The sequence below is a fragment of the Streptomyces sp. NBC_00726 genome (assembly GCF_045161735.1).
Taxonomy (GTDB): domain Bacteria; phylum Actinomycetota; class Actinomycetes; order Streptomycetales; family Streptomycetaceae; genus Streptomyces.
On sequence record NZ_CP108983.1, the window covers coordinates 1,632,433 to 1,645,604 of the forward strand.

Consider the following 13,172-nt stretch of genomic DNA (forward strand, 5'->3'; position numbering starts at 1 on the left):
CGGAACACGGCATTCCGAACGGAGGGCTTTGTGCCCGTACGATGCGCCCCCTCCGCCCCCGTACGCTGACCTGGGGGGTCCGCGCGGTCCGCACACCGCCGGTGCCTCTCCCCGTACGTACGAAGGAGAACCGCCGTGCTCGTGCTGTTGCCGCCCTCCGAAGGAAAGGCCGCCTCGGGGCGCGGGGCACCCCTGAAGCCCGAGTCCCTGTCGCTGCCCGGGCTCGCCGGGGCGCGGGCCGAGGTGCTGGACGCGCTCGTGGAGCTGTGCGTGGCCGACGAGGAGAAGGCGCGGGAGGTGCTGGGGCTCAGCGAGGGGCTGCGGGGCGAGATCGCGAAGAACGCGGAGCTGCGGACGGCGGGGACGCGTCGGGCCGGGGAGCTGTACACGGGTGTGCTGTACGACGCTCTCGGCCTGGACTCGCTCGACGCGGCCGCCCGCCGCCTCGCCGGGAAGTCGCTGCTGGTGTTCTCCGGGCTGTGGGGCGCGGTCCGGGTGGGCGACCGGATTCCGCCGTACCGCTGCTCGATGGGCGTGAAGCTGCCCGGGCTCGGCGCTCTCGGGGCGTTCTGGCGTACGCCGATGGCGGAGGTGATGCCGGAGGCGGCGGGCGACGGGCTCGTGCTGGACCTGCGCTCGTCCGCGTACACGGCGGCGTGGAAGCCGAAGGGGGCGGTCACGGAGCGCACGGCGAGCGTGCGGGTGCTGCACTCACAGCTCGTGGACGGGGTGGAGAAGCGGTCCGTGGTCAGCCACTTCAACAAGGCGACCAAGGGCCGCATGGTGCGCGATCTGCTGCTCGCGGGGGCGCGTCCGGCCGGTCCGGCCGAGCTGGTCACCGTCCTGCGGGACCTCGGATACGTCGTCGAGGCCGAGGTGCCCGCGCGAGCGGGGCGGCCGTGGCAGCTCGATGTGGTCGTGACGGAGATCCACTAGGCCGTTGCACTATGCGCAACGCTCGTTGCGTCCTGTGGCGGGCCCGGGCAGGATGGGGGCATGACCTCCTCCTCCGTGCTGGACCTCGCCCCCGTCGTGCCCGTCGTCGTCCTGGAGGACGCGGCCGACGCGGTGCCGCTCGCCCGGGCTCTGGTCTCGGGCGGGCTTCCGGCGATCGAGGTGACCCTGCGCACCGCCGCCGCCCTGGACGCGATCCGGGCGATCGCGGCGGAGGTGCCGGACGCGGTCGTCGGGGCGGGCACGGTGATCTCGGCGCGCAATGTCGCGGACACCGTGACGGCGGGGGCCCGGTTCCTGGTCAGCCCGGGCTGGACGGACGCGCTGCTGGACGCGATGAAGGGGTCGGGGCTGCCGTTCCTGCCGGGTGTCTCGACCACCTCCGAGGTGGTCGCGCTGCTGGAGCGCGGGGTCACCGAGATGAAGTTCTTCCCGGCCGAGGCGGCGGGCGGCACCGCTTATCTGAAGGCGCTCTCCGCGCCGCTCCCCCAGGCCCGGTTCTGCCCGACGGGCGGCATCTCGGCCGCCTCCGCACCCTCGTATCTGGCGCTGCCCAACGTCGGCTGTGTGGGCGGGAGCTGGATGGTCCCGGGGGACGCGGTGGCGGCCCGGGACTGGGCGCGCGTGGCGCGGCTGGCCGCCGGGGCGGCGGCGCTGAGGGGGTGAACGGGGCGGCGGGGAAACCCGTCGCACCTCGCCGTGCATGCTCCCCGGTATTCGGGGCACGACCCTTGTAGGGGACGTAGCCCGCATGCCGGGTGACCCGGGTTCCGGCCGGTAATCCCCCGACCCGCCGGAACCGCCTCGGCCCCACCGGCCTCCCCCCGCCGGTGGGGCCGAGTGCTGTCCCGGTGCCTTTATCGCAGGTGGGACGTGTCGTTCAGCAGGCGTACGGAGGCGTTGCCGTCGGCGTAGTACGCGACGGACGAGACGGACGCCGCCGACAGCTCCATCCGGAACAGCGCCTCCGGGGGTGCTCCCAGGGCGAGCCGGACCAGGGTCTTGATCGGGGTGACGTGCGTGACGACGAGGACCGTGCGGCCCGCGTAACGCGTGACGAGGGCGTCCCGGGCGGCCGCCACGCGGCCGGCGACCTCCGCGAAGCTCTCGCCGCCGCCGGTGGGGGCGGCGTCCGGGGAGGCGAGCCAGGCATCCAGGTCGTCTCCGTACCGCTCCCTGACCTCGCCGAATGTGAGCCCTTCCCAGGCCCCGAAGTCCGTCTCGCGCAGGCCGTCCTCGACGCGGGGCTCCAGGCCGAGCCGGGCCGCGACCGCCCCGGCCGTCTCGCGGCAGCGGCGCAGCGGTGAGCTGACGATCTCCTGCACGGTGCCCCGGGAGGCGAAGGCGGCGGCCGCCCGCTCGGCCTGTTCGCGGCCGGCGGCGGACAGCTCGGGATCGGTGCCGCCGCTTCCGGAGAACCGCTTCTGCGGGGTGAGGGCCGTCTCGCCGTGCCGCAGCAGGACGAGGGTGGCGGGCGCGCCCAGGTCGGGCGCCGCGCCCCAGCCCACCTGCGGGGTGACGGGGCCGGCGGCCACCGATGCGCGCGGGGTGTCCAGGGCGGCCGTGGACGCCGAGGGCTCCCACTGAGCGCCGCGCCGGCCCGCGTCCATGGCCTCGTTGGCCAGCCGGTCTGCGTGTTTGTTCCGCTCGCGCGGAATCCACTCGTAGGTGAGGTCCGCGCCGGGCAGGACCGCCGCCGCCTCGGCCGCGAGCGGCTTCATGTCCGGGTGCTTGATCTTCCAGCGGCCGGACATCTGCTCCACGACGAGCTTGGAGTCCATCCGGACGCGCACCTGGACCCCGGTGCCCACCGGACCGTCCGCGAGGAGGGCGCCGACCGCGCGGAGGCCGGCGACGAGGCCCTTGTACTCGGCGACGTTGTTGGTCGCGACGCCGATGTACTCGGCGGTCTCGGCCAGCGTCTCGCCGGTGTCCGGGTCGATGACGACCGCGCCGTAGCCGGCGGGGCCCGGGTTGCCCCGGGAGCCGCCGTCGGCCTCGACCACGAACCGGCGCGGCAGGCTCACTACAGGCCCGAGTCGGCGGTGCGGACCAGGATGCGGCGGCAGTTCTCGCAGCGCAGCACCGTGTCGGGGGACGCGGCCTTCACATCGTTGATCTCGGTGATGTTGAGCTCCAGGCGGCAGCCCTCGCAGCGGCGCTGGTAGAGGCGGGCGGCGCCCACCCCGCCCTGCTGGGTGCGGAGCTTGTCGTACAGCTTCAGCAGGTCGGCGGGGACCGAGCCGGCGACGACCTCGCGCTCCTTGGTGACCGTGCCGACCTCCGTGTCGAGCTCCTGGGTGGCGGCGTCGCGGCGGGCGGTGGCGTCGTCCACCTTGGCCTGCACGGCGGCGACCCGGTCGGTCAGCTCGGCGACGCGCTCCTGCGCGGACTCGCGGCGCTCCATGACCTCCAGGACGACGTCCTCCAGGTCGCCCTGGCGCTTGGCGAGCGAGGCGATCTCGCGCTGAAGGCTCTCCAGGTCCTTCGGCGAGGTGACCGCGCCGGAGTCCAGGCGCTGCTGGTCGCGGGCGGCGCGCTGGCGGACCTGGTCGACGTCCTGCTCGGCCTTGGTCTGCTCGCGGGCGGTGTCGCTCTCCTCGGTGGTCGAGGCGACGAGCAGGTCGCGGAGCTGGGCGAGGTCGGCCGTCAGCGACTCGATCTCGGCATGCTCGGGCAGGGACTTGCGGCGGTGCGCGAGCTGGGAGAGGCGCTGGTCGAGCGCCTGGACGTCGAGAAGTCGGATCTGGTCGGCGGGCGCGGCGTTCAGTTGGGGGCTCCAGAAGAGTGGTGGGCGGTCCAGGGGTCGGTGACCTGCTTCGAGACATGGACCCTGAGGTCCCATCCGAGGCGGTCGGAAATCGCTTCGAGCTGTGCCGCGGCCTGCTCGCACCACGGCCACTCGGTGGCCCAGTGCGCGGCGTCGACCAGGCCGAGCGGCGAGTGCTGGGTGGCCTCGGAGGCCGGGTGGTGGCGCAGGTCGGCGGTGAGGAAGGCATCCACACCGGCGGCGCGCACCGCGTCGAAGAGGCCGTCGCCGGAGCCGCCGCTCACCGCGACGGTACGCACCAGCGCCTCCGGATCACCGGCCAGGCGGATGCCCTGCGCGGTGGCGGGCAGCCGGGCCGCGGCGCGGGCGGCGAACGCGCCCAGGGTCTCGGGGTGGTCGAGCACGCAGATCCGGCCGAGCCCGCGGCGGCCGGCCGGGTCCGCCGGGTCCGGGACGAGAGGGCGCTCGACGCGCAGGTCGAGGGCGGCGGCCAGGGCGTCGGAGACGCCGGGGTCCGCGGTGTCGGCGTTGGTGTGGGCCACGTGCAGCGCGATGCCGTCGCGGATCATCGTGTGCACGACGCGGCCCTTGAAGGTGTCCGCCGCGACCGTCGTCGTACCGCGCAGGTAGAGCGGGTGATGGGTCACGACGAGGTGCGCGCCCAGCTTCTTCGCCTCGTCGGCGATCTCCCGCACGGGGTCGACGGCGAACAGCACCCGGTGGACCTCGGCGTCCGGATCACCGCAGACGGTGCCGACCGCGTCCCATCCTTCGGCCCGCTCGGGCGGCCAGAGGGCGTCGAGCTCGGAGATGACTTCAGACAGACGGGGCACGGAGGAAAGGCTACCTGCCCGCCGCGCCCCGGGAAGCCCCGGGAACGGGCCGCCCGCAGCCCGGCCCCGTACAGCACACGCACCCTCGGCCGCACAGCGAAATCCGGCCATCACCACCCTTATGTGTGAAGTGGGGGAGGTCGTGTTGTTCGGCTGGAAGTGCGAAAACTAGCTTCGGTTGCCGGAGGTGATGAGTCGATGACTGCCTGTGCCATCGAGGAGGGGACCACCACGGGAGACGACGGACCGGCGGAGCCGGAGCCCGGCCCGGCGGAGGGTGCCCCGGCCGGGGGCTCCCCGGAGGCTGTCGTACCGGCTGCCGCGCCCGAGGCGGACACGCCCGCCGAAACGGTTCTGCCCGCCTTCACGCTCACCGCCGACGGCGCGTACGGCGCACGGCTCACCACCGCCCCGGTGCCCGGTGCCGGCACCGCCTGGTACGCCGAGCGCTGGACGCTCGGCGGGCCCGAGCCGTATGCCGTGCCGCTGCCCACCGATCAGCCGGAGGAGGCCGAGGCGCAGGTGGTGCCGCTCGCCGACGGGCGGGTGCTGATCCGGCGCCGGGTCGCCGAGCGGCACACCTTCTCGCTGCTCTATCCGACCGGCCCCGGCACCGGCGAACTGCTGCTCGGGGCCGTTGAGCGGGACGCGCTCGCCCTGCTGCCGCCGTCGCCGGACGGGGTGAGCGCGTACGCCCTGGCGGTCGGCGCGTATTCCACGGAGCTGTGGCGGGTGGCGGGCGGGACGGCCGGTCCCGAGCATCTGGCGGACCTGCCGGGGCGCTGCTCCGGCGGCGTCTGGCTGGACCGGGCGGGGCGCATGCTGGCCCTGGACCGGGAGCCGGCCGGGGGCGGTCCGGTGAAGACGGTGGCGGTGGACCTGGGGCGGGGCGCCGAGATGACCCCGCTGCTCCAGATCGCGCCGGACAGCGACGACCGGCTGCTGCTCGCGGACCCGGACAGCGGGCTGCTGCTGATCCGCTCGGACGCGCCCGGCCACGACCGGCTCGGCTGGGGGGTGCTCGGCAGCTGCCTGCCGGTGCGGTTCCCGGAGTGCCTGCGGCTGCCGGACCGCTCGGTGGAGCCGTTCGCCGTGCAGCCGGGGCAGATGCTGATGCCGGAGAGCTGCGCGGTGGCCCTCCGGATCGACGGGGCGGCGGGCAGCTGGGTCGGCCTGTGGCGCCCGTCGGGCCGCCGGCTGCACCAGCTCGCGGCGCCCGGGGGCTGGCTGGCGGGCAGCGGGGTCTGGTCCCGTGACGGGGTGCTCAAACTCCCTTACGCGGACGGGGACACGGCGTGCGCGGTGGCCCTGCTGGAGATGCCGGAGGAGGCGGAACCGGCGTGCGGGACAAGCGGTACGCAACCTTCCGCCCCGGCGGTGAATCCTCCTGTGTGTACACCGGTTCCACTGGGGCAGGCGCCTCTCGTGGGACGTACGGTCCCTGACTAAGCTGGGGACGGGCTCACGCACCGTGCGTCTCGGTCACCGACCGTGGCCTCTTCCCGGACGGGCGCGGCGTGACGCTCCGGTTGACACACACGTAAGCGATCACAACGGGGTGACTTCCCACATGTCTGAAGCCCACACCGACACGGCCCAGACGCTGCCGCCTTCGGCGGACGCGCAGCGGGGCGACGCCGGCGGCGCCGGAAAGCACCGAGGGGGTGTGGCGACGGAGGACACGGCGGCAGCACCGGCCGGCCGTCATCGCCGCCCCGCCGAGGAAGGCGGCGCGGCGGCCTGACCGCCGCATCGAGGAGGGGAACGCGGTGCCCCCGCCGCCGGGACGGCTTCCCGGGCGGCGGGGGCACCGCTCCGTACACCCGGGGAAGCGGCCGGAAGCGGACCCCTCCGTACGCCCACGGAAGCCCCGGAAGCGGACCCTCCGTACGCCCAGGGAAGCGTGCGGAGGCGGACCCTCCGCGTCCGCGATGACAAATGTCATGGCAGACCGAGTACATACACATCTGCCGCCACATGCTCACGCTGCGTAACGTCGTAGACATGACGCAGACAAGGGACGACGAGGCCGCGGTGGTCTTCACCGGGGCGGTGAAGACGTTCGGGCGGGCCGGGCGGAGCGTGCGGGCCGTCGACGGGGTGGACGTGCGGATCGGGCGCGGCGAGACCGTGGCCCTGCTGGGGCGCAACGGGGCGGGGAAGTCCACGGCCATCTCGCTGCTGCTCGGGCTGAACGAGCCGGACGAGGGGGCCGTGCGGGTCCTGGGCCGTTCCCCCGAGCGGGCGGTGCGGGCGGGCCTGGTCGGCGCCATGCTCCAGGAGGGGCGGCCGATACCCAGGGTGACCGTGCGCGAGCTGGTCTCCTTCGTCGCCTCGACCTATCCGCGTCCGCTGCCGGTCACCGAGGCGCTGGCCCTGGCGGGCGTGACGGAGTACGCGGACCGGCGCATCGACAAGCTCTCGGGCGGCCAGACCCAGCGGGTGCGGTTCGCCGTGGCGCTGGCGGGGAATCCCGAGCTGATCGTGCTGGACGAGCCGACCGCCGCCCTGGACGTGGAGGGGCGGCGCGCGTTCTGGGAGTCGATGCGGGCCTACGCCCGGCGCGGCAACACCGTGCTCTTCTCCACGCACTATCTGGAGGAGGCCGACGAGAACGCGGACCGGATCGTCGTCATCGACCGGGGCCGGATCGTCGCGGACGGCAGCGGCGAGGCGATCAAGGACGCGGCCGGGCACAGCCAGGTCTCCTTCGACCTCGCGGGCCGCGCCACCGAGGGCCTGGACCGGCTGCCCGGTGTCGTCGGCGTCGAGGTGACCGGCGACCGCGCCCTGCTGCGCACCGACGACTCGGACGCGACGGTCCTGGAGCTGGCCCGGCTGGGCCTGGTCCGGGGCCTCCAGGTCTCCCGGGCCACGCTGGAGACCGCCTTCCTGGCACTCACCACGCCCGGGGAGCCCGCGCCCGCCGACACCGCCCCGCCCGGGGACACCGCCCGCGCGAGGACCGCGCCCGACACCGAGAAGGAGACCGTCTGATGTTCCGTTACATCCTGCTCGAAATGCGCCGGACCCTGCGTGACGCCGGATTCCTGATCTTCGGCACGGGCATGCCGGTGATGATGTATCTGATCTTCACCAACATCGGCGCCGACAGCGCCGACGGCTGGAAGACCGCGTCCATGGTCGGCATGGCCGCGTACGGCGCGCTCGGCTCCGCGATGTCGATCGGTACGGGCGTCGCCTCCGACAAGTCCCTCGGCTGGCTCCAGCAGTTGAGGGTCACCCCGCTCTCCCCGTCGCACGCGGTGGTGGGCCGGGCGGTCAGCGGATCGGTGACCGTGCTGCCGGTGATCCTGACCGTGCTGCTGGCCGGCGGGCTGCTCAACGGGGTACGGATGGCGGCCTGGCAGTGGGCGGTGCTGGTACTGCTGCTGTGGATCGGCGCGCTGCCCTTCACCCTGCTCGGCCTGGGCAACGGCTACCGGCTGACCCCGCAGGGCACCGGCGTCGTCAACGTCGCCTGTCTGATGGGCTTCGGGGTGGTCGGCGGGCTGTGGTTCCCGCTGGAGATGCTGCCCGAGTGGCTGCGCTCGGTCGGCCGGTTCACCCCGGCCAACCGGTTCGCGGACCTGGGCTGGGCGACGACCGACGGGCACGCGCCGGGCGCCATGACCATAGGCGTGCTCGCCGCGTGGCTCCTGCTGTTCGGCGGGTACGCGGTGATCTCGTACCGTCGGTCCGCCAGGACCGTGTGACGGGAGCGAACATGCCGGGGAACGGACGACCATCGTTCAGGGAGCGCCGCCGGACGCGGAAGGAGAACCGCAGGCCGGGCCCGCCCTCTCCGTACGCCCTGCTGCCGTGGCTGCTGATGGGCCTGGGCGCCTTCTCCAACCTCTTCCAGGGCGAGACCCCCACCCCGTGGATCGCCGGAGCCGGTCTGCTGGCCTTCAACTCGCTGTACATCTCGGTGGTGTTCCGGGGCTTCAGCAAGGAGAAGCGCGAGAGCCCGGTGACGTACGTCCTGCTGGGCGCGCTGGCCGCGGTCACCTTCGGCCTGGCCATCGGTTACGGGGGCAGCTGGCTGCTGTTCTTCCCGCTGCTCTCGCTGGCCGCCGGCACCGTGCTGCGGCACCGGCTGCTGGCGGTCGGGCTGCTCGGGCTCGCGGTCGCCGCCTGCGCGGTCGCGGTCTGGCGCGACGACAGCGCCTCGCCGCCGTGGACGCTGGGGTACGGGACGTTCATCTCCGGGGCCGTGACGTCGGCGATCCTCCGGCTGGCGGAGACCGTGACGGAGCTGCGGGCCACCCGGCAGGAGCTGGCCCGGGCCGCGGTCGAGCAGGAGCGGCTGCGGTTCTCGCGCGATCTGCACGACCTGCTGGGCCACACGCTCTCGGTCATCGTGGTGAAGTCGGAGGCCGCGCGCCGGCTCGCCCCGCGCGATGTGGACGCGGCGCTGTCCCAGGTCACCGACATCGAGTCCGTCGGGCGGCAGGCGCTCACCGAGATCCGCGAGGCCGTCACCGGTTACCGCGAGGGCAGCCTCGCGACCGAGCTGGACCGGGCCAGATCCGCGCTGACCGCCGCCTCGGTCGAACCGGTGGTCCGGCGCTCCGGGCCGCCGCTCGCCCCGCAGACCGAGGCGCTGCTGGGCTGGGTGGTGCGGGAGGCCGTCACCAACGTGGTGCGGCACTCGACGGCGACGCGCTGCGTGTTCGAGGTCGCCGGGACCGGCGAGAAGGTCCGGCTCACGGTGACCGACGACGGCCGGGGCAGGCCGGAGGGCCCCGCGCCCACCCCGGGCATCGGCGGCACCGGTCTGAAGGGGCTCACCGAACGGCTCGCGGCGGCGGGCGGCTCCCTGGTGGCGGGCCCCGGCCCGGACGGCGGCTTCGTGGTGACCGCCGAGCTGCCGGTGGACGCGGGCGGGGAGGACGGCGACGCCGACGCGACGCCGGCGCCCGGAGCCGGGGACGACCCGGCCTGCTCGCCTACCCTGGGCCGGTGAACGAGATGCCTCAGGAGCACCCCCCGGCCAAGTCCGTCCGCGTCCTGCTCGCCGAGGACCAGGGGATGATGCGCGGCGCGCTCGCCCTGTTGCTCGGGCTCGAACCGGACATCGAGGTGGTGGCCCAGGTCGGCGCGGGCGACGAGATCGTGGCGGCCGCGCTGGCCGCCCGGCCGGACGTGGCGCTGCTCGACATCGAACTGCCGGGGCGCAGCGGCCTGGACGCGGCGGCCGATCTGCGCGAGGAGGTCCCGGACTGCCGGGTGCTGATCCTCACCACCTTCGGCCGGCCCGGTTATCTGCGCCGGGCGATGGAGGCGGGGGCGGCGGGCTTCCTGGTGAAGGACGGCCCGGTGGAGGATCTGGCCGAGGCGATCCGCCGGGTGCTGGCCGGGGAGACGGTGGTCGATCCTGCGCTGGCGGCGGCCGCGCTCAGCTCGGGGGCGAGTCCGCTCACCGCGCGGGAGCGGGACGCGCTGGTCGCGTCGGCGGACGGGGCGACGGTCGCCGACATCGCCGCCAAGCTGCATCTGTCGGAATCGACGGTCCGTAACTACCTGTCGTCGGCGATCGGCAAGACGGGCACCCGCAACCGCATGGAGGCGGTGCGCGCGGCCCGGCAGCAGGGCTGGCTCTGACCGCGTCCGCGCACTGTCCGTACCGTCACCACCCGGGGGTCCGTCCGCTTCATGTCGTCTCGAATACCCGTGCTCCGGCGCGCTGTTCCGCTCTGGGCCGTGCCGGCGCTCTGGACTGTGGGCCTCGGGCTCTGGGGGCTCTCGCGGCAGGGCAGTCTGTGGCGGGACGAGGCGGCGACCTGGCAGGTGGCGCTGCGGTCCGCCGCCGGGATACGGGCCATGCTGGCCAACGTGGACGCGGTCCACGGGCTCTACTACCTGCTGATGCACGGGCTCTTCGACTGGTTCGGGCCGACGACCACGACGCTGCGGCTGCCCTCGGTGCTGGCGATGGCGGTGGCGGCGGCCTGTGTGACCGTCATCGGGGAGCGGCTGGCCGGGCGGTGGGCGGGCCTGGGCGGCGGGATGGCGCTCGGCCTGCTGCCGGCCGTGCAGTTCTACCTCCAGGAGGGCCGCCCGTACGCGCTGGTCGCGGCGGGCGCCGGGGTCTCGACACTGCTGCTCGTGACGCTGCTCGGCGGGCGCGACCGGTGGGGGCGCTGGGCGGCGTACGCGGGGACGGTGCTGCTCTGCGCACTGCTGAACTGGTTCTCGCTGCTGGTCCTGCCCGCGCACGCGGCGACGCTGGCGTGGAGCGGGGCCGGGCGCCGGGTGTGGGCGCGCTGGGCGGCGGCCTCGGCGGGGGCCGTCGCGGGGGCGCTGCCGCTGATCCTGTTCACCTCCGGCCAGTCCGGGCAGGTGTCCTGGATACCGCCGCTGACCTGGCACATGATGATCGGCCCCGCGGTGCTGCTGGCGGTCGGCGGCCTCGGGGCGCTGGTGGACCGGCCGGGCGGGCGGCGGCTCTCGGTGGCGTCGGTGGGGCTGCCGCTGCTGGCGGTCCCTCAGCTCGGCCTGGCCGCCGTCTCGTTGGGCAAGCCGCTCTTCCTGGACCGCTACATCCTGTTCAGCCTGCTCGGCCTGGCGCTGCTCATCGGTTCGCTGCTGGGGGCGGCGGTACGGGTGGTGGCGCCCCGGTTCCCGGCGGCGGGGCGGTGGCTCGTACCGGTGGTGCTGGTCTGCGCGGTGGCGGCGCTGCTGCCGCAGTCGCTGGCCAAGCGGTCGCCGTCGAGCCGGGTGGACGATGTGCTGGCGATGGCGGCGGATGTGCGCCGGATGAAGGAGCCGGGCACCGCGGTGGTGTTCCTGCCCGGTGCCCGGCGCGACGCGCGGCTGGTCTCGCCCGAGGCGTTCAGCGGTCTGCGGGACATAGCGCTGGCCCGCGGCCCCCGCGCGTCCGGGACGCTGAACGGGGTGGAGGCGGAGCCCGCCCGGATAAGGGAGGCGATGCTCGCCCAGCGCCGGATACTGCTGGTCACGGACGCGCCGGAGGCGGCGCGCCCGGAGAACGGGCGGCGGGAGAAGGTGAAGGCGGCCGTCCTGAAGGGCTACTTCACCGTGATCGCGGACGAGCGGGTGCGGGGGCGTCGGGTGACGCTGTACGAACGGGTGTGAGGCGTTCCGGCCGGTGGCGCGGGAGCCACAGCAGCATCAGCAGCAGGCCGCCGAGCAGGACGATGCCCGCCGTGCGGAAGGCCAGCGCGTAACCGGCGGTGAGCGCGGCCGGGTCGGCCCCGCCCCCGGTGCGGGCGGCGGCGACCGTGGAGAGCACGGCGAGCCCGAGGGCGCCGCCCATGGTGCGCGAGGTGTTGACGAGCCCAGAGACGAGCCCGGCCTCCCCCGGCGCCGCGCCCGACGTGGCCAGCGAGGCGAGCGGGGTCGAGGCGAGCCCGGCACCGGCCATCATGAGCACGCCGGGCAGGCAGACCGCGGTGAGGTAGGAGCCGTGCACGGTCATCGTGGACTGCCAGCCGAAACCGGCCGCGGCGACGGCGGTGCCGATCAGCGCGAGGTTCTTCGCCCCGACGCGGGCCATCAGCCGGGGCGCGCTCTTGGAGCCGAGGACCACGGCCAGCGAGGACGGCATCAGGGCGAGCCCGGCCGCCAGCGCGCTGTAGTCCAGCACGTTCTGCGCGTACACCGTCATGAAGTACCACATGGAGAACGTGGCCGAGCCGATGACGAGCATCGCCACGTTCGCCGAGGCCACCGCCCGCGACCCCAGCACCCGCAGCGGCATCAGGGGCTTGGCCGTGCGCGTCTCCACGAGGGCGAACAGGGCGAGCAGCACGGGTCCGCCGAGCAGTGGGACCAGGGTCGCGGCGGCGGTCCACCCCGCCTCCTCGGTCTGCACGATGCCGTATGCCGTGGCGGCGAGGCCCGCCGTGACGAGGACGGCGCCCAGCAGGTCGACGCGGCTGCGCCCGCCGGTGCGGCCCTCGGCGAGCCAGAGGGCGGCGCCGGTCAGCACGAGCACCCCGACGGGCACGTTGATCAGCAGCACCCAGCGCCAGGACAGCGCGTCGGTGAGCACCCCGCCGACGAGTCCGCCGGCCGCGCCGCCGCCCGCCCCGACCGCCATCCAGGTGCCGATGGCCTTGGCGCGGGCGGGGCCCTCGGGGACGGCGGCGGTGAGCAGGGTGAGGGTGGCGGGGGCGAGGACGGCCGCGCCGAGGCCCTGCGCGGCGCGGGCGGCGAGCAGCTGCCAGCCCTCCTGGGCGAGCCCGCCGGCCAGCGATGCGGCGGTGAACAGGCCGAGGCCGACGAGGAACATCCGCTTGCGGCCGTACAGGTCGGCGGCGCGCCCGCCGAGCAGCATGAAACCGGCGAAGGCGATCGAGTACGCGTTGAGCACCCATTGAAGTCCGGTGGAGCTCAGCCCGAGGTCCGCGCGCATCGACGGGAGGGCGACGTTGACGACGGACACGTCGAGCACCACGAGGAACTGCCCGACGCAGGCGGCGAGGATCACCGCCCAGGTGCGGACGGGGTTCCGGTCGGTGGGCGGTGCGAGCATGGGGACGTCGGCCATGGGCGTCATACTCGCAGCCCGGCTGTGCCCCGTACATCGGTTTCAGGTCGTCCCGCCTCTCGGTCCAGCGGCGTAGGACCCCGCGGGCCGGCCCGGC

At 74.5% G+C, this 13,172-nt stretch carries 13 protein-coding genes; 9 read left to right on the plus strand and 4 right to left on the minus strand.

Going from position 1 to position 13,172, the window contains the following annotated elements:
* Window positions 1-135: 135 nt before the first annotated feature.
* The gene (yaaA, locus tag OG338_RS07280; protein ID WP_405936536.1) at window positions 136-936 is read left to right on the plus strand and encodes a peroxide stress protein YaaA; all 801 of its coding nucleotides are present in this window, start codon (window positions 136-138) and stop codon (window positions 934-936) included.
* A 60-nt stretch (window positions 937-996) separates the two neighbouring features.
* The gene (gene eda / locus OG338_RS07285) at window positions 997-1,620 is read left to right on the plus strand and encodes a bifunctional 4-hydroxy-2-oxoglutarate aldolase/2-dehydro-3-deoxy-phosphogluconate aldolase (protein ID WP_405936537.1); all 624 of its coding nucleotides are present in this window, start codon (window positions 997-999) and stop codon (window positions 1,618-1,620) included.
* A 191-nt stretch (window positions 1,621-1,811) separates the two neighbouring features.
* On the opposite strand, the gene OG338_RS07290 is transcribed toward eda, so the two are convergent.
* Genes OG338_RS07290 through OG338_RS07300 form a run of 3 tightly spaced genes read right to left on the minus strand, consistent with a single transcriptional unit; the run spans window position 1,812 to window position 4,557 of the window.
* Window positions 1,812-2,981, minus strand: a complete 1,170-nt coding sequence (locus tag OG338_RS07290; RefSeq protein ID WP_405936538.1) for a bifunctional RNase H/acid phosphatase — start codon at window positions 2,979-2,981, stop codon at window positions 1,812-1,814.
* Complete coding sequence (locus OG338_RS07295; protein WP_405940345.1) at window positions 2,981-3,724, minus strand: zinc ribbon domain-containing protein; 744 nt, start codon at window positions 3,722-3,724, stop codon at window positions 2,981-2,983. Before OG338_RS07295 ends, OG338_RS07290 begins: the two co-directional genes overlap by 1 nt.
* Entirely contained in the window at window positions 3,721-4,557 is an 837-nt protein-coding gene (locus OG338_RS07300) for a Nif3-like dinuclear metal center hexameric protein (RefSeq protein WP_405936539.1), read from the minus strand. Before OG338_RS07300 ends, OG338_RS07295 begins: the two co-directional genes overlap by 4 nt.
* A 198-nt stretch (window positions 4,558-4,755) precedes the next feature.
* Here OG338_RS07300 and OG338_RS07305 point away from each other — a divergent pair, with 198 nt between their 5' ends.
* From OG338_RS07305 to OG338_RS07335, 7 genes are all read left to right on the plus strand, one after another.
* Complete coding sequence (locus OG338_RS07305; RefSeq protein ID WP_405936540.1) at window positions 4,756-6,006, plus strand: hypothetical protein; 1,251 nt, start codon at window positions 4,756-4,758, stop codon at window positions 6,004-6,006.
* Between the two features lie 121 nt (window positions 6,007-6,127).
* Window positions 6,128-6,301, plus strand: a complete 174-nt coding sequence (locus OG338_RS07310; protein ID WP_405936541.1) for a hypothetical protein — start codon at window positions 6,128-6,130, stop codon at window positions 6,299-6,301.
* A 290-nt stretch (window positions 6,302-6,591) separates the two neighbouring features.
* A complete protein-coding gene (locus tag OG338_RS07315) occupies window positions 6,592-7,554 on the plus strand; it encodes an ABC transporter ATP-binding protein (protein ID WP_405940346.1) in 963 nt (320 codons plus the stop codon).
* On the plus strand, window positions 7,554-8,273 hold the full coding sequence (locus OG338_RS07320; RefSeq protein ID WP_405936542.1) for an ABC transporter permease: 720 nt from the start codon (window positions 7,554-7,556) through the stop codon (window positions 8,271-8,273). Before OG338_RS07315 ends, OG338_RS07320 begins: the two co-directional genes overlap by 1 nt.
* Before the next feature lie 11 nt (window positions 8,274-8,284).
* Window positions 8,285-9,526, plus strand: coding sequence for a sensor histidine kinase (locus tag OG338_RS07325; RefSeq protein ID WP_405936543.1), 1,242 nt, complete (start codon window positions 8,285-8,287; stop codon window positions 9,524-9,526).
* A gap of 5 nt (window positions 9,527-9,531) precedes the next feature.
* Window positions 9,532-10,164: a response regulator gene (locus tag OG338_RS07330; protein ID WP_405940347.1), complete on the plus strand. Its 633-nt coding sequence runs from the start codon at window positions 9,532-9,534 to the stop codon at window positions 10,162-10,164.
* Window positions 10,165-10,215: 51 nt separating this feature from the next.
* A complete protein-coding gene (locus tag OG338_RS07335; protein ID WP_405936544.1) occupies window positions 10,216-11,658 on the plus strand; it encodes a hypothetical protein in 1,443 nt (480 codons plus the stop codon).
* On the opposite strand, the gene OG338_RS07340 is transcribed toward OG338_RS07335, so the two are convergent.
* Complete coding sequence (locus tag OG338_RS07340; protein ID WP_405936545.1) at window positions 11,597-13,084, minus strand: MFS transporter; 1,488 nt, start codon at window positions 13,082-13,084, stop codon at window positions 11,597-11,599. The genes OG338_RS07335 and OG338_RS07340 overlap by 62 nt on opposite strands.
* Window positions 13,085-13,172 lie beyond the last annotated feature (88 nt).